This is a genomic window from Pedobacter deserti (assembly GCF_024436415.1).
GTDB classification, from domain to species: Bacteria; Bacteroidota; Bacteroidia; order Sphingobacteriales; family Sphingobacteriaceae; genus Pedobacter; species Pedobacter faecalis.
Genome location: NZ_JAFMZQ010000001.1, coordinates 1,549,647 through 1,567,576, shown reverse-complemented (window position 1 = coordinate 1,567,576; position 17,930 = coordinate 1,549,647). Strand labels below are relative to the sequence as shown.

General features: G+C 44.5%; 19 protein-coding genes and 1 tRNA gene. 12 read left to right on the top strand and 8 right to left on the bottom strand.

Annotated elements, in window-relative coordinates; genetic code table 11:
• The first annotated feature begins 61 nt into the window (after positions 1 to 61).
• Positions 62 to 134 (top strand) — tRNA-Phe (locus J3P40_RS07100).
• Between the two features lie 44 nt (positions 135 to 178).
• On the opposite strand, the gene J3P40_RS07095 is transcribed toward J3P40_RS07100, so the two are convergent.
• Positions 179 to 1,438: a hypothetical protein gene (locus tag J3P40_RS07095; protein WP_256004157.1), complete on the bottom strand. Its 1,260-nt coding sequence runs from the start codon at positions 1,436 to 1,438 to the stop codon at positions 179 to 181.
• A gap of 146 nt (positions 1,439 to 1,584) precedes the next feature.
• On the opposite strand from J3P40_RS07095, the gene J3P40_RS07090 reads away from it, so the two are divergent.
• The 9 genes from J3P40_RS07090 (at position 1,585) to J3P40_RS07050 (ending at position 11,398) form a co-directional block, all read left to right on the top strand.
• Entirely contained in the window at positions 1,585 to 2,997 is a 1,413-nt protein-coding gene (locus J3P40_RS07090) for a sensor histidine kinase (RefSeq protein WP_256004156.1), read from the top strand.
• The gene (locus tag J3P40_RS07085; RefSeq protein WP_256004155.1) at positions 2,994 to 3,638 is read left to right on the top strand and encodes a response regulator; all 645 of its coding nucleotides are present in this window, start codon (positions 2,994 to 2,996) and stop codon (positions 3,636 to 3,638) included. Before J3P40_RS07090 ends, J3P40_RS07085 begins: the two co-directional genes overlap by 4 nt.
• On the top strand, positions 3,595 to 5,451 hold the full coding sequence (locus tag J3P40_RS07080) for a sensor histidine kinase (protein ID WP_256004154.1): 1,857 nt from the start codon (positions 3,595 to 3,597) through the stop codon (positions 5,449 to 5,451). Before J3P40_RS07085 ends, J3P40_RS07080 begins: the two co-directional genes overlap by 44 nt.
• A 134-nt stretch (positions 5,452 to 5,585) precedes the next feature.
• Positions 5,586 to 6,266 carry a hemerythrin domain-containing protein gene (locus J3P40_RS07075; RefSeq protein WP_256004153.1) on the top strand — a complete coding sequence of 227 codons (681 nt, stop codon included), beginning with the start codon at positions 5,586 to 5,588 and terminating at the stop codon, positions 6,264 to 6,266.
• A 51-nt stretch (positions 6,267 to 6,317) separates the two neighbouring features.
• Positions 6,318 to 7,574: an OmpA family protein gene (locus J3P40_RS07070; protein ID WP_256004152.1), complete on the top strand. Its 1,257-nt coding sequence runs from the start codon at positions 6,318 to 6,320 to the stop codon at positions 7,572 to 7,574.
• A gap of 218 nt (positions 7,575 to 7,792) precedes the next feature.
• Positions 7,793 to 8,353, top strand: a complete 561-nt coding sequence (locus tag J3P40_RS07065; RefSeq protein ID WP_256004151.1) for a pyridoxamine 5'-phosphate oxidase family protein — start codon at positions 7,793 to 7,795, stop codon at positions 8,351 to 8,353.
• 95 nt (positions 8,354 to 8,448) lie between these two features.
• Positions 8,449 to 9,744: a 4Fe-4S dicluster domain-containing protein gene (locus J3P40_RS07060; protein ID WP_256004150.1), complete on the top strand. Its 1,296-nt coding sequence runs from the start codon at positions 8,449 to 8,451 to the stop codon at positions 9,742 to 9,744.
• A gap of 30 nt (positions 9,745 to 9,774) precedes the next feature.
• Entirely contained in the window at positions 9,775 to 10,575 is an 801-nt protein-coding gene (locus J3P40_RS07055; protein WP_256004148.1) for a (Fe-S)-binding protein, read from the top strand.
• Complete coding sequence (locus J3P40_RS07050) at positions 10,565 to 11,398, top strand: MBL fold metallo-hydrolase (RefSeq protein WP_256004146.1); 834 nt, start codon at positions 10,565 to 10,567, stop codon at positions 11,396 to 11,398. Before J3P40_RS07055 ends, J3P40_RS07050 begins: the two co-directional genes overlap by 11 nt.
• Here J3P40_RS07050 and J3P40_RS07045 read toward each other — a convergent pair.
• Positions 11,364 to 11,849 carry a hypothetical protein gene (locus J3P40_RS07045; RefSeq protein WP_256004145.1) on the bottom strand — a complete coding sequence of 162 codons (486 nt, stop codon included), beginning with the start codon at positions 11,847 to 11,849 and terminating at the stop codon, positions 11,364 to 11,366. The genes J3P40_RS07050 and J3P40_RS07045 overlap by 35 nt on opposite strands.
• A 67-nt stretch (positions 11,850 to 11,916) precedes the next feature.
• On the opposite strand from J3P40_RS07045, the gene J3P40_RS07040 reads away from it, so the two are divergent.
• Entirely contained in the window at positions 11,917 to 12,387 is a 471-nt protein-coding gene (locus J3P40_RS07040; RefSeq protein ID WP_256004144.1) for a glycosyltransferase family 47 protein, read from the top strand.
• Positions 12,388 to 12,392: 5 nt separating this feature from the next.
• Here J3P40_RS07040 and mtgA read toward each other — a convergent pair whose 3' ends face one another.
• From mtgA to J3P40_RS07015, 5 genes are all read right to left on the bottom strand, one after another.
• Positions 12,393 to 13,109, bottom strand: coding sequence for a monofunctional biosynthetic peptidoglycan transglycosylase (mtgA, locus tag J3P40_RS07035; RefSeq protein ID WP_370687711.1), 717 nt, complete (start codon positions 13,107 to 13,109; stop codon positions 12,393 to 12,395).
• Between the two features lie 78 nt (positions 13,110 to 13,187).
• The gene (gene rplI / locus J3P40_RS07030) at positions 13,188 to 13,631 is read right to left on the bottom strand and encodes a 50S ribosomal protein L9 (RefSeq protein WP_256004143.1); all 444 of its coding nucleotides are present in this window, start codon (positions 13,629 to 13,631) and stop codon (positions 13,188 to 13,190) included.
• Positions 13,632 to 13,639: 8 nt separating this feature from the next.
• Positions 13,640 to 13,903: a 30S ribosomal protein S18 gene (gene rpsR / locus J3P40_RS07025; RefSeq protein ID WP_131594648.1), complete on the bottom strand. Its 264-nt coding sequence runs from the start codon at positions 13,901 to 13,903 to the stop codon at positions 13,640 to 13,642.
• Positions 13,903 to 14,262, bottom strand: a complete 360-nt coding sequence (gene rpsF, locus J3P40_RS07020; protein WP_256004142.1) for a 30S ribosomal protein S6 — start codon at positions 14,260 to 14,262, stop codon at positions 13,903 to 13,905. The genes rpsR and rpsF overlap by 1 nt, the downstream gene beginning before the upstream one ends.
• 90 nt (positions 14,263 to 14,352) lie before the next feature.
• Positions 14,353 to 15,612, bottom strand: a complete 1,260-nt coding sequence (locus J3P40_RS07015) for a hypothetical protein (protein WP_256004141.1) — start codon at positions 15,610 to 15,612, stop codon at positions 14,353 to 14,355.
• 97 nt (positions 15,613 to 15,709) lie between these two features.
• Between J3P40_RS07015 and J3P40_RS07010 the strand changes: the two genes are divergently transcribed.
• Positions 15,710 to 17,488 carry a DNA polymerase III subunit gamma/tau gene (locus tag J3P40_RS07010; protein ID WP_256004139.1) on the top strand — a complete coding sequence of 593 codons (1,779 nt, stop codon included), beginning with the start codon at positions 15,710 to 15,712 and terminating at the stop codon, positions 17,486 to 17,488.
• Here J3P40_RS07010 and J3P40_RS07005 read toward each other — a convergent pair.
• A complete protein-coding gene (locus J3P40_RS07005; RefSeq protein WP_256004136.1) occupies positions 17,485 to 17,907 on the bottom strand; it encodes a hypothetical protein in 423 nt (140 codons plus the stop codon). The genes J3P40_RS07010 and J3P40_RS07005 overlap by 4 nt on opposite strands.
• Positions 17,908 to 17,930 lie beyond the last annotated feature (23 nt).

Below are 17,930 nucleotides of genomic sequence, written 5' to 3'. Positions count from 1 at the left end.
AAAGAAGCTACATTTGCACTCCCCAACCGAGGGAATGTGATACTTCTTGAAGTTCACAGATGGTGCGGTAGCTCAGTCGGTAGAGCAATGGACTGAAAATCCATGTGTCGCCGGTTCGATCCCGGCCCACACCACAAAAAAGCCTTAGATTTCTCTAAGGCTTTTTTGCATTCAAACGCTAAGGAATATATACTCTGGCTCTGAAGCGCCCACTGATGTGGGTCGTCTGAATCAGCATAGGCCCGATTCCAGCATTTGGAACGGTAAAATTACCTTCCACCCATTTATTGTCCATTTTTGTAATGTTGATACTTCCCCCACTTGGAACGAGGTCTGCCAGCAAAGGATCTACATAGGCACTGGTATACCCTCCGTGACCCATCAGAAAATGAAACTTGTTTCCGGTAGCAGTTAGATCATAAGCATAAGTACCTACGCCACCATTCCAGGTCAGTAAAAACTGACCACCACCCTCGGCTTCAGGATTTGATAAAAGATACCGCTGCCCCGATTTTACGGCAGGTGTGACCGGGAATTTAGTATAGGCAGAACCGCCTATAGTCAGCTCCGCCCATCCATCGCCCATAATTTCGATGTTGGACAACAATAAAAATGTACCTGTCATAGGTGCGCTCAGGGCCAGACTTACCGTCGCATTGGAAAAGCCGTTCACCGATGCGGGTGCCTGGTAAGTAATCGTATTGCCGTTCGAGCTAATGATGTTTCCAGGTCCAGTCAGATTCCAGGATTTAATGTATCTGGAAGGAAGTGGAACGGGTGTGCCGACCGGATAGCCAGGCTCAGTTCCCGGTTTACCCGTAAGCGGTTCCAGCAGGTCTTCGTATTTCGATTCTGTATAAATGAACGCCTTAATGACCTGTCTATCTCCAGGTTCCAGACTGGCATTCAGTGGAGAAAGAGAAACCCGGTTCATTACAGACCAGTCGCTGAAATGCTTGGTTTTAAAAGTTACTGTGCCCAATTGGACGTCATAACTGCTGGTGCCTACAAACTTCCACACCCCACTGGCCATCTGATAGGCAAACCCGAAGGTCTCAACCATGGCCACAGAATCCGCATCATATGCATAAGTCACCGAAACAGGTTTTTCAAACTGTACGTCATGCGGTGTCAACCTGAATGACTGGCCCACGCCAGCGATATTGGTTGTTGTAATGGGCTCAATCCCGATGGTCACATACTCTTTCAAGGCACCAGCGGGAATATTAATGGCCACATTGCATGCTGGAGAAGCGAGTGCTCCTCCTTCCGGGCCTACACGCCCCGTCACTGCCGTACCCATCGAGCTCCCTTTGGGGCGGACTAATGCCGCCACCACGGGATTTTCTTCATCTCCTCGTTTCTCTTTGTCCTTTTTGCAAGCCGGCAGGCTGGCCATACACAAAACACCTATCAGGTATGCACTTAATTTTTTCATGTAATCGTCTATTGCTATGGTTTTTATTAAATCATCGATTGGGTCAAAAGTACAAGGAGCCCCTTCACAGATAAATAAGCGACATCAATCATATTTATGGGTACTACTACCCATTTTCAGTACATTAATCTTATCTATATTTGAATATGATTGTCAGGCAGATTCTCTGTGTATTATTCTTGCTGGCTGCAAACTTGAACGCTGCCCCCAAAGAGCTTGTACTGAATTACGAACACCAGGTACCGGTACATTCTGGCACGCTGGAAGCGATATACGAAGACGAGCATGTCAAAAATATCGTTAATGGCTTCATGTTCGGGGCTTTACTTGCCCTGATGATTTACAGCCTGTATACTTATATCGCCACCGCGGACAAAACGCATTTATATTACTCAGGTTATCTGTGTTTCAGCATTCTGTTTTTACTGATCCGGAACGGCTATCTTACCCAAGGGATACCAGTTTGGAGTTTAAGTGGGCTCACCATAAGCTCGACGATCGCCTTGATTTTCAGCATACCCTTCAGTAATGGCTACTTGCGGTTGAAAGCCTATTATCCCAAGATTTACCGTCTTGGTAGATGGCTGATACCAATCTTACTGATTCCAATGCTCATTGATCTTTCCGGTCATCCGGTTATGGCCTTTAGAGTCCTGCAGGCATGCCTGGCTCTCGCAGCTGGCTATTGGCTGTCCGCTGCCTGCTTAAGCTTGATACAGGGCTACAAACCAGCATATCATTATTTGGCCGCGTTGACTTTCCTTCTAGTCTGTTACGGCGTTTATGAGGGCTTCCACTCCTCTATGAGCCTGCAAATGGGACTTTGCCTGCAAGCCCTGGTACTATCTTACGCGCTAGCTGTAAAACTGAACGATTCTAAAAAGCAGACGATGCGCCTGCAAACTGAAATGCTGCAACAAACCGCCGGGTTCTCCAGGGAGCTCCTGATTGCGCAGGAAAATGAAAAGGAAAGTATCGCCGCTGAACTGAGCAACCAAGTCGGACAGCTACTGGTATTGCTTAAGAATGAAATGCATGCGCTGGAAAAACTTAGCGAGGGAACCAATACCGAACTTTTTGAAAATATCACTCGTGACATTGGAAAAGCCATAGAGGAGGTTAGCAATGTTTCATTTTCCCTTAGACCATATCAAATGGACACACTTGGACTAAAACGCTCCATGGAACGACTGGCTGAGGACATGGCTCATGAAATATCAACAACCCTTCTAATAAAAATAGCGGAAATCGATCAGTTGCTGACAAGGGAGGCCCAGATGAACCTCTACAGAATCGTCCAGGAGCTGCTCAGCAATCTGGCCAAACATGCCGATGCCACCACTTGCAGCATCAACATCCAGATCTCCGAAAATTATATCGTCCTGAAGTACAGGGACAATGGGAAAGGTTATGATACCGGCTACCCTTCATCAGGACTGGGTCTGTCTGGCATCCGCGAACGCTGCAAACTTTTGGAGGCCGATCTTAAAATGAGCAGTAAACGCAACTCAGGCACCGAAGTTTATATCAATATACCTATGCAAATACTATCGACATGAACGAAAAAACTACTATACTCATCGCAGATGATCATCCGATTTTCCTCAAGGGACTCAAAGAAGTCATAGAAACGGAACCGGGCTACGAAGTCATTTTTGAAGCAAAAAATGGGCTGGAAGCACTCGCCGTTGCCAAAACGCGTCGTCCTATGGTAACCATTCTAGACATAGACATGCCTGAAATGAACGGACTGGTTGCAGCCGAAGAGCTGATTAAACTCGTTCCTGATGCAAATGTCATACTGCTCACCATGCATAAGGCGAAAGACACCTTCCTGCGCGCCCTGGATATTGGCGTGGCCGGCTATGTATTGAAAGAAAATGCCGTGGTAGATATCATCCAGGCCATAGAAGCAGTCTTGACCGGAAATTCCTATATCAGTCCAGAAATGAGCTCCTTTCTGCTCAGCCAGCGCCGAACCGGAGCCAATAATCCCACGGCTATTGAGCTGCTGCATATCCTTACCCCCTCAGAAAGGAAAATTCTGAGGCTGGTCGGAAGCTACAAAAGTACCAAGGCGATTGCTGATGAATTATTCATTAGTGAAAAAACGGTCTCTAACCATCGGATGAACATCCTGAAAAAGTTAAATCTGAATGGTAAGAACAGCCTCCTGCGTTTTGCCATTGAACATCGGTAACCGTATGACCCAAGGCTTCATCAAAGCTTTTTTAACAGTGATACTGGTCGTCTTTTTCAGTGCAAGACCAGGCTATTCCCAGGATATTAGACTCAGAAGCATTGAAAAAAGCTATGTCCTAAGGCACCCGATGTTTGTGGTCGACGAGGACAATAATTTGCCAACTGAGCAGATACCTTACGAAAACTTCAAGGCATCAGAATTCGCGACGCTGTCACTTGGATCCACAAAAGCCTCCGTATGGGTAAAAGTCCGCATACTTAATCAAAGCGATAAAGAGGACTGGCACATTCAAATCGATAGTCCCCCGGTTCTCCAGTCGGTCAGCGTTTATCAGAAAAACGGGGACCGACTGATAAAGATATTTACCAAAAAATCCACGACAACTAAAGCGACAGGCGAAGTGAGCGTAAACAATTTGTTGATCCCGGTTTCGATTCCAATCGATACAGAGGCAGAGCTCTACATTAAAGCCAGCAGTAATAATATACTCAGGCTACCCATTAAATTCATCACCTTGCAGAAGGCTTTCGAAGAAAGTTACCTGACTGATCTATTGAATGGGGTTGTTTTTGGTATGCTAATCGCTTTTGCTATTTATAACCTGTTTGTATATATACTAACAAAAGAACAGCCCTATCTATACTATTTGGGAGCAATCTTCTTCTGGAGCCTAAACGTGTTTTTTTATAACGGTTTTCTGCCCGAAATGCTGGGGGCACTCGACTGGTTAAACAGCGCAGGAACAATCATCGCCCTGGCAAGTTTAATGAGCATACTATTTACCAATTCGTTTCTTCAGACAAAAAAGAACAGCCCTCTTTTTAATAAAATCAAGGGATTGATGTTTTTCTTCTCCTTGATCATACTGCTGACTGATATTTTCTGCAAAGGACCCTACTCCTTCATGCTTGTACAATATCTAATGTACCCCTATTTCTTATATTGGTTTGGAGCAGGTGTGCAAAGTTTGAAAAATGGGTATAAGCCAGCGATTTATTTTTTATTAGGATTCGGATCGCTAATGCTAGGCAATGCAATATACAATTTGAAAGACCTGAATATTCTTCCGGATAACCTCATAACTCGCACGAGCATGCATTGGGGTACGCTACTGGAGGCTTTGATCCTATCTTACGCCCTTGCGAACAGGCTTAACTTTTACCGTAAGCAGCAGGAGCATATCCAGCGGAAAACTATTGCAGAAAAGAGCGCATTTCTTAAAGAGCTCCTTAAGCGCCAGGAGCAGGAAAAGAAACGTGTAGCCATGGAACTGCACGACAATATCGGCCAGCAACTGATCCTGATCAAAAACCGGTCCTGGCGCCTGCAGCAAATCAGCGAAGAACCCCTAAAAAATCTGATTACCACTTCCATTGAACATATTGCAGCGATCATGGCTGAAGTTCGAAGCATACTTCATCGCCTCAGACCATACCAAATGGACCTTTTGGGATTGACACAAAGCATCAACGGATTAATTAACGATACATTTAACGACTACGAGATCAAACAGGGTAATACCGATGAGGTCAATCAGCATTTTGATGCAGACGAATCCATGCACATTTTCCGAATTCTCCAGTTGCTGTCCCAGGACATTCTAGCTTGTACCCCCGATAAACAGATCCGCTACGCCATCACCCGCAAAGCTTTCGCCGTAGATTTCTCATTTGAATTTCAAACTACAGGCCAGTTGGAGAACAGTTCACCCGATATTCAAAACAGACTTGAACTGCTTAAAGGTGATATCAACATTCAATCTAGCCATAATACCACCAAAATAACGGTTAACATACCCTTTAACCATTAAAATAAGCAATACTACCCAGGTACTTGAACAGTACTGCCCATTCCCGGGCGTCCATTCCGAGCTTATTTTTGAATCGTAATTTCAAACCTGTCGCCTAGCGGCAGCGTAACAAACAAAACGAACTAAGCTATACCATGGAAGAGATCAGATTTAACCTGTTTAGGAATGTACACAAAGGATTAAGGGCGCTACTGGCCGATACGCTTATTCTGCTTCAGCAAACAGACTTTCTAATTCAAACCGAAGCTAATACCGCCTTCGAAAGAATCAAACTGGTCTTGTTGCTGATGCACCAGCACACCAAGTGGGAAGTTGACTTCGTATTTCAAAAATTGGGCGCCAACGCACTAAGTATGACTGGGTATTTTGCCAATCAACATTACCACGCAGACGCCCTAACCATGAATATGGATGTTCTTATCTGCGGACTCGAGGATGCAAAAAGCCAGACAGAAAAAGAAGCAATCTCTTATAGTCTGCTAGACGCCTTTGTGGAATTTACAGCCTATAATTTTACCCACATGACCATGGAGGAGCAATTAATCAATCCCCTCCTGTGGCACACTTTCAGCGACCAGGAACTACAGGCGATGCAAATGCAGCATTTAAACACTGCTAACAGCCAAAGTCAGCAGGCTTTCCTGCAATGGATGCTTATTCACAACAGCAACAGAGAACTTGCCAACTGGCTGAATAGCATGAATTGTAGCGCAACGGCACCGCAGTTTAGGCGAGTCTTTGACCTCGCTCAGGAAGTACTGTCGCCGGAGAGACTGGAATTCCTTAATCTAAATGTGTATGCCAGAGAAAATTAGTAGTCGATTTATTCACAACAGTAAATGCACGTAAAATAAGATCAAAATAACATGAAAAAATTAATCTTAGTCTCAGCCCTTCTGCTGGCCGGCACCAATTCAAACGCTCAGAGCTTTTTAAACAAGTTGAAACAAAAGGCAGAAGACATTGCCTCCAAAACTGTGGATAAAGCACTGGAAGGAAAGAGCAGCAAAACTGCAGAAGCCAGCAAAACGGCCCAACCTCCAGCGAAAGCCGAAAGCGGCCATACCACAACAAACCCGGCACTCACCAGTACTACCACGTACGACTTCGTTCCTGGATCTAAAGTATTGCTGGCAGATGATTTCTCCCAGGACGCGCCTGGCTCTTTTCCTCTGAAATGGTACACCAGAAGTAAAGCTGAGGTCGTCACCTTGAACACCGCCAAAGGAAACTGGTTGCGCGTTTATCCTGGAACATTCGTAAGTCCGGTCGTAAACGTTGCGGAGAATACAACGATTGAATTTGACCTGATCATGAACTGGCCGAAGGCGGGTGGCTATTTGGTGCCAGCAATTGGCTTTGCCCTTTACGACCGGGGGAATAAAGGAGAGATTCTATCGTATGACTACCGCCTTAAGAATTGCTTGAAATTCAATATCGCACCCTACCGATCGGAAGCTGCGGTACAACTGACCTCCTATGAAAACGGAGCCAAGAAACTGGAAAGTGATAAATACCGTGTTGCAAATTTCGAAAGCAAGGTAGGCAGCGTAATTCATGTTGCCATCAGCATCCAAAAAGAGAGAGTCAGGATCTGGATAGATAAGGAAAAAGTATTTGACCTGCCTCAAGCTGCCCCGCTCGACGGAAATTTAAATCAGCTAAAAATTGACATGTCCGGCTCCAATTACACCAATGATCAGCTTGGCTATTATGTATCCAACTTCCGTTTCGCGGAAGGCAGTTCAGACAATCGCTCTAAACTACTGACCACAGGGAGACTGGAAACTAGCGGAATCCTGTTCGCTACCAATTCCGCTGAAGTAAAATCAGACAATGAAGGGACGATTAAGGAAGTAGCGGCTGCTATGATGGAAAACCCCGATCTGAAAATCAAAATTATAGGCCATACCGACGCAGTAGGGAAACCTGAAGCCAACCTGATCCTGTCTGCAAAGCGAGCAGAAGCGGTTCGCGACGCGCTCGTTAAAATTTACAAAATCAGTCCCGATCGAGTCGAAACCGAAGGAAAAGGATCCAATGCACCTGTTAGCGATGATATTAGCGAAGCTGGTAACGCCAAGAACAGAAGAGTCGAGTTCATAAGACAAAGTGGCAAGTGAGTCCGGGGTGAGTCGCCTTTTTCCAGCAAAAAGGCGGACTCACTGCTGTTTCATCGTGGTAGAAAACGCCTGGTCATACTCTGTGAGAGCCCTACCTAAATTAGGGATTAGAAGGTGTCACTCCAAGGTAACAGCGACATCTCAATGCTGTGCAGCGCTAAACAAAAAGTCCGTGCGTGTGTTTAATTCAAAACACTACTTAACTTAAATCTGCTGTAATGAAAAACAAAGATCAAGCACGCGACAGTTCAAACAACACTCAATCTACCAACGATCACATTGAATCGCTAGAGGGGAAAGAAGCCCTGGAAAAGCTGAAGCATATCGCTAAGAGCGCGGAAAACTGCTTTTTTTGCACCAATATTAAAACAGGCTTGCCATTGTCGGTAAGGCCGATGTCTGTCCTGGAGGTTGACGATGAGGGAAACCTCTGGTTTATGAGCATGAAGGAAAGCCATAAGAATCACGAAATAGAGTCTGACCCCTTCACACACCTGTTTTTTCAGGAGAACAAAAACTCGGGTTTCCTTAACATCTACGGCATAACCGAGGTAGTGAGAGACAGAAAAAAGATCGAGGAACTATGGAATCCGCTTTTGAAGGTTTGGTTTCAGGACGGTAAAGACGATGAAAATATTAGCTTGCTGAAGGTTGTACCTACCAACGTTTACTATTGGGATACGCGCCATGGCGAGGCTGTGGCTTTTATCAAGATGGCAGCATCGGTAATTACCGGTAAAACGATGGATGACTCTGTAGAAGGAAAACTTGAGTTTTAGCAGGATTTTTCCTGTCGACAAATTAATTTATGCTAGCATAAGATCGGCTTTTTGGGGTATTTATCCTAACTTAGCATACGATAATCATGATCTGAATGTTGGCACAAATAATCTTTATAATCATTACGCTGGCGGCCTTTGGCTTATTTGCATTTAACCTAAAAAAAGTAATCCGCAATATTAGGCTGGGCAGGCCGGCAGACCGGTTTGACCAGCCTCAGCTCCGGCTGATGACCATGCTGAAAGTAGCATTTGGCCAGACTAAAATGTTTTTCAGGCCAATACCGGCGATTCTGCATGTGGTGGTATACGCGGGCTTTGTAATCATCAACATTGAGGTCCTGGAGATCATGATCGATGGTGTATTTGGTACGCACCGGATCTTTGGCGGACTGGGTTCCTTTTACAATGCATTGATTGGATCTTTTGAACTCCTGGCCATTGGTGTCTGGATCGCCTGTGCGATTTTCCTTGTCAGACGGAACGTACTTAAGCTTAGACGATTCCGTGGTGTGGAGATGAAAAGCTGGCCGCGGTCCGACGCCAACTATATTCTTATTACCGAAATATTGCTAATGACTGCCTTCCTGCTAATGAATGCAGCCGACGCAAAGCTGCAGTCGATAGGTTCAGCGCATTATATCACCGCAGGGTCCTTCCCGGTGAGTCAGTACCTCGTTCCATTTTTGCCAGGGAGTGAAAGTACGCTAATTTTGATTGAGCGCGCGTGCTGGTGGTTCCATATCATCGGTATCCTGGTTTTCCTTAACTACCTGCCCTACTCCAAACATTTCCATATTCTTTTTGCTTTCCCGAACACTTATTTTTCCAACCTGGAACCAAAGGGTGAATTCAACAATATGAGCAGCGTTACCAACGAAGTTAAGGCCATGCTGGACCCCTCTTTTACGCCGCTTCCTGCAGAGGAAGGAAGATTTGGCGCGAAGGATGTGAACGACCTTACCTGGGTAAATCTGATGAACGCGTATACCTGCACGGAATGCGGCCGCTGTACTGCGGTATGCCCGGCCAATATGACCGGAAAATTGCTGTCGCCAAGAAAAATCATGATGGACACGCGCGACAGAATGGAGGAAGTCGGCAGAAACATTGACAAAAACGGTGCTGGTTTCGAGGACGGAAAGTCTTTGATCGACGATTACATCAGCAGAGAAGAAATATGGGCCTGTACAAGTTGCAATGCCTGTACAAATGCGTGCCCGGTAAACATTGACCCCCTGGCAATCATTATGGACCTGCGCAGATATGCTGTAATGGAAGAGTCTAAAGTGCCAGGCAGTTTGAATGCGATGCTTGGTAACATAGAGAATAACGGTGCGCCATGGAAATATGCACCGGCCGACCGTTTTAATTGGGCGGAGCAAAATTAATTTAATCTGTTAGTAGAAATACGCTGTGGAATGAGCGAACAACTGAATTTTAAGGTGCCAACAATGGCCGAACTGATTGCCAAGGGTGAAGAGCCGGAGATCTTGTTTTGGGTTGGTTGTGCGGGCAGCTATGACGAGCGGGCACAAAAGATTACCCGGGATATATGCAAGATACTGCATCACGTTGGCTTAAAGTATGCTGTTCTTGGAACAGAAGAGAGCTGTACCGGCGACCCGGCAAAACGTGCGGGCAATGAATTCTTGTTTCAAATGCAGGCAATGGCCAATATTGAATTGTTAAATGGCTATAACGTTAAAAAGATCGTTACCGGATGCCCGCATTGTTTCAACACGATCAGAAATGAGTATCCGGGACTGGGCGGGAGTTATGAAGTTATCCATCATTCTCAGTTAATTCAGCAGTTGATTAACGAGGGCAAGCTGAAAGCAGAAGGCGGGGCGCAGTTTAAAGGAAAAAAAATCACCTTTCACGACCCCTGTTATCTTGGTCGGGGCAACAATATATATGAAGCACCGCGCGCTGCCCTTGAGGCATTGGATGCCGATCTGGTTGAGATGAAACGCTGCAAGTCGGGAGGCCTATGCTGCGGAGCAGGCGGAGCTCAGATGTTCAAAGAACCCGAACCAGGGAGAAAAGATATCAATATCGAAAGAACGGAGGAAGCGCTTGCTTTACAGCCGGATATTATAGCGGCAGGCTGCCCGTTTTGCATGACCATGCTGAGGGATGGCGTGAAGCTGAAAGAAAAGGATCAGGATGTCCAGGTTTTGGATATTGCTGAAATCACCGCACGGGCAAATGGATTGTAGTCAATTGAATATTGCTTCTTTGAACTCAGGCAGTAACGGCAACTGTTACTTTGTGGGCAATAAGCAAGATGCTGTCTTAATTGATGCCGGCATTTCTTGTCGGCTCACTGAAACAAGAATGCGCAGGCTGGGCTTGCCTATGCAGCATATTCGTGCAATATTTATATCTCACGAACATACAGATCATATAAAAGGTGTGTGCGGGCTGGCTAGCAAGTATCAGGTTCCGGTCTACATTTCTAACAAGACCTTGCTTAAGTGTCGTTTCGAACTTCCGTCCTACCTTTTACGCTCGCTGTCCGACCAGCAGAGCGTTCAGATTGGTGAGCTGACAATCTTCACTTTTGCCAAGCATCACGACGCCGCAGAGCCTTACAGCTTTGTGGTTTCATGCGGAGAAACGAATGTGGGAGTATTTACAGACATCGGCCGCGTATGCGATCAGCTAACCAATCAATTCAAGCGTTGTCACGCCGCCTTTCTTGAAGCCAATTACGACGATGAGCTTCTAATGAAAAGCAACTATCCATATTTCCTGAAACGCAGGATCAGCGGCGGCTCTGGTCACTTATCGAATCAAAAAGCACTGGAGCTATTTATGAACCACAAGCCGGCTTTTATGACCCATCTTATCCTGGCGCACTTATCGGCTCAAAACAACTGTGCGGATCTGGTGCAGGGCATGTTTGAACGCCATGCTATAGACACGAGAATTATTGTTGCATCAAGGCATGAGGAAACTGAAGTTTACCACATCAACGGACCGGTGACCCGGTTCAAACAGCATACTATTTTTGAGCAAGCTGCCTTGAACTCATTCTGATAAGCCTTGTCCGAAGATCGGCTAACATCTCTGGCTCTATAGTCCTGATTGGGATGCTCATGTAGGTCGACACACTGTCTATATCGCCACCTTTGTCGTGGTAGGTTTGCACAATAACATCTTCAGCTTTGGTACGCAGGTACAATGTACCCTCTTTGTCTGACCCGTAATAGTCCATATCCACGAATTTGGCTACATTAAAAGAAAAATACTCAATCTTTCCTGCTGCTAAGAAACGCTTGTACCGGCAAAAGCCTGTGTTGGTAACATGGAGTTCAAACCGTTTTAACCTATGACTTGGTGCGTTGTCGTTATGATGATTCTTTAATAGTTCCTGCACATTTGTCGCGTCTTCCTCAGGCGAGGCAACAAATGCAAATGACAGACAGAATGCTGCTGATGCCAAGAACAATCCACTTTTTACAGAAAATATGGATTTAGCGATGAACATACTTTTTAGAAGCTTCACTACGTTATTAAATCGTAGCTGAAGTTAATTAATTTCGTATTTTTGAGACATGAGTTTTTCTCCACAATCTAAGGTCTGGGTATACCAGAGCAATCGGAAATTTACTTCAGACGAGGTGCAGGCCATACGGAAACGGTTGGACACCTTCTTGAGTCAGTGGACTGCTCACGGACAGGCATTAAAAGCTAAAGCAGAGATTGTTCATGATTTCTTTATCGTACTGGTTGTAGATGAAGCTTCGGCTTCTGCAACGGGTTGTTCTATTGACGCGTCGGTACGTGTCATCAAGGAAATTGAGCAGGAATATCAGGTTGATCTTTTCGACCGCTTTAATATGGCGTACAAGGTAAATGACGCAGTCGTCGTTGCCACCAAAGAAGATTTCCAGACTTTAGTAGATATTAAAGCCGTAGGACCTGAAACTATCGTATTTAATAACCTGGTAACAACGCTGGAGGAATTTGAGTCAAAATGGGAAGTCCCTTTTGGACAAAGCTGGCACGCCAAGGTGTTCGCCTAAGCATATTATATACTTTTCGGGATTCCAAGTCTGCGCATATTTTTCATGATCAGGTATTGTCTGCGGAGAATATAAGAAGTGGGCTTTTTAGGACTCCAGCGCCGGGGATTTGGCAAACACGCGGCGATGAGTGCTGCCTGTGCTCTGGTTAATTTATTACTGGATTTGTCGAAGTAGCTCTGCGAGGCCGCCTCAGCACCATAAATGCCATCGCCCATCTCTATTACATTGAGATAGACCTCAAGAATTCTTTTTTTACTCCAAAGCACTTCTATAAGTACGGAGAAGTAGGCCTCAAAGCCTTTTCGTATCCAGGACCGACCAGGCCACAGAAAGACATTTTTAGCTGTTTGCTGGGTTATCGTACTGCCGCCTTTAAGCCTTTTGCCTTTTTTATTTGTGGTGTAAGCGTTCTCTATGGCTTTAAGATCGAAGCCCCAATGGGTTAAAAACCGCTGATCTTCGGCCGCGATGACGGCATTTCTCATGTGGACGCTGATGTCTTCTAAGTCGCGCCACTTCTTTTGCATTTTGACTGGCTTACTTTGACTGTCCCGCTCAGCATTGCGCTGAATCATTAAAATAGTAATTGGCGGATTCACGAACCGATACGCAAATACCCAGAGAACTGTAATTGTGACAAACCAAAGCAAGATTTTAAGCGCAATATGAACGACTTTTGTTGCACCCGTAGATTTCGATTTACTCTTGGAACGCTTCACGATTGGTTTGTCTTTGATTTTCTGTCTAAAAAAAAAGCGCCCTGAGAAACAGGACGCTTTTATAAATTCAATCAGCAATTATTCTGCTACTACTTCAAAAGGAACTTTAACTTTCACCTCTTTGTGTAAGTTTAAGTTTGCTACGTATTCCCCAACAAACTTAGGTTCAGTTTCAAAAGTAATACGGCGACGATCTACATCAAAACCTTTTTGCTTCAAAGCATCAGCAATCATGATGGTATTCACAGCACCGAAGATCTTTCCTGTTTCACCAGCTTTAGCGCCTATGCTCAATTTAACATCTGCAAGCTTAGCAGCAACACCTTCCGCATCTTTCTTAATCTTATCCTGCTTAAAGGCAGCCTGCTTAAGATTCTCAGCAAGAACTTTCTTTGCAGAAGCGGTAGCCAACTGCGCGTAACCCTGAGGAATCAGGTAATTACGGCCATACCCAGGCTTAACAGTTACGATATCATCTTTTTCCCCTAGGGATTTGATATCTTGTTTTAAAATAACTTCCATCTCAACTCCTATTTTAACTGGTCAGCAACAAACGGTAATAAACCAATATGACGCGCACGCTTAACTGCTTGTGCTACTTTACGTTGAAACTTCAATGAAGTACCAGTTAAACGGCGGGGTAAAAGCTTGCCCTGATCGTTGATAAACTTCAAAAGAAAGTTTGCGTCTTTATAATCGATATACTTGATTCCGTTCTTTTTGAAACGGCAGTATTTCTTTCTGTTATCGTCCACTTTTGGAGCGGTAACATATTGTATCTGATCCTTTGCCATTATACTGCAGCCTCCTGTTTTGGTTTTTTGTTAAAAGCTCCGCTACGTTTCTTCTCGTTGTAAGCTACCGCATGACGGTCAAGCTTAACAGTAAGGAAACGCATAACACGCTCGTCGCGCTTAAGCTCCAATTCCAGTTTACTAATCAATTCGCCTGAAGACTTATACTCTGTCAGGTGAAAAAATCCACTTGCTTTTTTTGCAATAGGATACGCTAATTTTCTCAAACCCCAATTGTCCGCTTGGACAATTTCGGCTCCGCCATCAGTAAGAATCTTGGTAAATTTAGCAATCGCTTCTTTAGCAACTTCTTCTGACAACAACGGGGTTAGAACGATAACAGTTTCGTACTGATTCATTGTTATTTAAATATTTATGTTTTTTCCGCTTTATAACGGGACGCAAAAATATGGAATATTTTATAATAATCCAAAGCGACTGCTAACCAATTACTTGCTAAAGCGATAATTAATGCCAACACTTATACCAGACAGGGAAATACCATAGGCACGATAATCAGTGAGTGAAGTTGAAATGAAATATGTGCCGCTAATCTCAAAACGCTTATGAACGACCATGCCAAAGCAACCGTTTGGCATAAATTGAAATTTCTTCAGTTCTACACCATTTTCCTGTACGTAAACCCGATCTGGTATAGCAGTAGATATTCTGTGAACATTTGTCGACACATTTTCATGATAAAAAGAGAAATTGAGGCCGGCCCCAAGTCCACCGAAAAACTTTATTTTGTGTGTATTATAGAAATGATATATGAATTGAGGATTAATATGCAAGGTTGACATTTTAAAAACATGCTCACCCGACCAACCATGAATGTCGGGCTTGGTAGAATATACCTTATATCCAGATCGGGAAAACAATGCTTCAAGCCTGAAAACTGATTGCCCGATCTCTGGATTTGCCAAGAAGTCGACCCCGACCTGGATAACAGGTGAAAACTGAGCTTCCTTGAGCGCTTCTGGTCCGGCCAGGATATGATCTCCTGAATACTCAGCAGCGCTGAAATTTATTCCTGCGCCAGCAAATAGTCTATATGACAATCCACGTTTATCCCTGGCTTCATAGGCAGGATCAAGCATAGCGAATGTTGAAAAGAGGTCCTGTTCGCGGTATGCCACTTTTGTTAAGTGATCTTCTGCCTTTGCCGAATTACTGTACGTTTTAAACAGAAGAGACAACTGATTCAGATAACGGTTTGCTTTTATGATCTTACCGGGCTGGTTCGGATCGTAATAAAATCGTCGGATCAATTCGACAGGCTGACCGGCTGTCTCCTGATAGTAAAACCGCTTTTTGCGGTCGTCCCGATAGCTGAACAATTTGAATTTACTTCCTCTAAAAAGCCGCTGAAGATAGACGGTATCAGCTTTGCTTGTGGTATCCGGACCGGTAGACAACTGGTGATAGCTCTCCCTGCTTAAACTGATCCGGACTGACCATCTTTCAAAATCAGCAAGACCGTCAATGCCGAAAGCAGGACACTCATTCATATTAATGAGCTCCGGACTATCATCTTTCGACTGTTTGAAAACGAGTTTTCTGGGATTAATCCCACGCTCTCGGTAATCTACCAGCCCCTTAATGGTATCGCCGGAATTGGTAAGCCGGTAGCCTGCCCTAAAGTTTGCCTGGCCATAAGCTGTTAAAATGGATAGCACGAGCGTTGTGATAAGATAAAAGCGTTTCATGAAATGCGTTCGGGCATTTAGATTAACCCGGGACCAAAATAATAAAAATTCCATGTCAGACTGCTTAGCCTCCGCAAAATTTCTTAATTTCGTTGCGATGGATAATTTCATAGTTTCTGCCCGGAAATACCGTCCTGCAACCTTCGAAACGGTTGTTGGACAACACCACATTACCGGCACACTTAAAAATGCCATCAAAAACAATCAGTTAGCCCAGGCGTTCCTTTTTTGCGGTCCGCGTGGCGTCGGTAAAACTACCTGTGCAAGGATTCTCGCGAAGACCATTAACTGCACATCCCTTACTGCTGATCAGGAGGCGTGCGGTGAATGTGAATCCTGTATTTCTTTTCAAACCGGCCATTCGTTTAATTTTCATGAATTGGATGCTGCCTCCAATAACTCGGTAGACGACATTCGGAGCCTTATTGAACAGGTACGCATACCTCCACAAGGGGGGAAGTACAAAACTTATATTATTGATGAGGTTCACATGCTGTCGGCAAGCGCATTTAATGCTTTTTTGAAAACGCTCGAGGAACCTCCATCTTATGCTATATTTATCTTAGCGACCACCGAAAAACATAAGATTTTACCGACAATTTTATCCAGGTGCCAGATTTTTGACTTCAACAGAATACATGTTGAAGATATTTCGGAACATCTGGGCAGGATTGCCAAGCGGGAAAACATTATTGCGGAACCTGACGGGCTCCATATTATTGCGCAAAAAGCTGACGGTGGATTACGGGATGCCCTGTCCATGTTCGATCAGATTGTTAGTTACACCAATCGGAATCTTACTTATAAATCTGTAATTGAGAACCTGAATATTCTTGATTACGATTACTATTTTAAACTGACGCAATCGCTGGTTTCTTCCGATATAAGCGGTGCATTGGTGCTTTTCGATGAAATATTAAATAACGGCTTCGACGGAAATAATTTTATCAACGGCCTGGCAAGTCATCTTCGCAACCTCTTGGTATCTAAAGATCCACAGACAACCAAATTGCTGGAAGTAAGTGAGAACATCAAACAAAAATATATCAGTCAGGGTCAAGCTCTGTCAGCATCGTTTATACTAACGGCACTCAATCTTGCCAATCAGTGTGATCTTAACTATAAAAACAGCAAGAATCAGCGCCTTCAGGTGGAGCTTACGCTCATAAAAATGTGTCATATAGAATCAGTGGTCAGGTTGTCTCAACCTCTTGCAGCACACACAGACACTGACAATGCTCAGATTAAAAAAAAAACGAATTTAGTCACTGAGGAAATAAAAAAAGTCGAGTCAGTTCTGGAAAAAACATCAGTAGTACCCGACTCAGCGGTTTCAAAGAATGTACCTGGCCCCGCCACTCCTGCGCCGCCCCAGAATAAAATTGCGCTAAAACCATCAGCCGGAACTTCTAAGGCTTCCATGCTCATCCCTTCTTTAACAGATCTTGAAAGTATCGCCAGTGGTGATAACGATAAAGAACCTAAATATCTGACCGGGAACGATGCTGAGCCCTTCACTTTCGATCAATTGCTTGTTCATTGGAAAGAATATGCATCGCTTGTGAAAGAGAAGGGTAAGATAAATGTATATACTCTGCTTACCAGTGACGATCCGGTTTTAGATCGGCCTGAAGAAATAACCGTGCATGTAGAACATAAAATTCAGGAGGGTCTGCTGCATGATGAAATGATCGACCTGCTAAACTTCTTACGGCCACGCTTAAAAAACTTTAATGTTACCGTTAAAGCAAAGCAGATCGTCAGGCCCGTGGTTAACAGGCTTTACACCAGCACAGAGCGCTATCAGTACCTGGTAGAAAAGAACCCGAAACTGGAAGACCTGCGCCGGATGTTCAACCTCGACATCAACAGTTAACTGACCGGCCGGTCATTTATCGGATAGCCCTCTTCATCGAGGTCGTCGCGCTCATCCTCTGGCGTCCGCGCAAGGAACTCATCTTCAGGATCTAAAACAACGCTTTCACCTTCGTCTACATGCATCCCAAGTTGCTCCAGAGTTTTCTCAGCCTGAGTTTCCTTATCAGCATATTCATCACCTATATAGGGATTGGCCTCATCAAAGGTCGAGTCAAAATCTGCCCCATTATCAGACGGCACTTCATATCCAAAAGGATGATCGTAATCCTTGTCATCTCCTTTAACATCAACTTCAAATGTGTTTTTGTCCTTGTCGAAAGAAAGGTTCTCGAAATCCCGGGTTTCTCCCAGATCGTCACGATGGATGAGATCGCGCGCAGGCTCCTTAAAATGTTCTTTATTGTTTTCTGTGTTCATAGTTGTCTGTTTTGAATAGATAA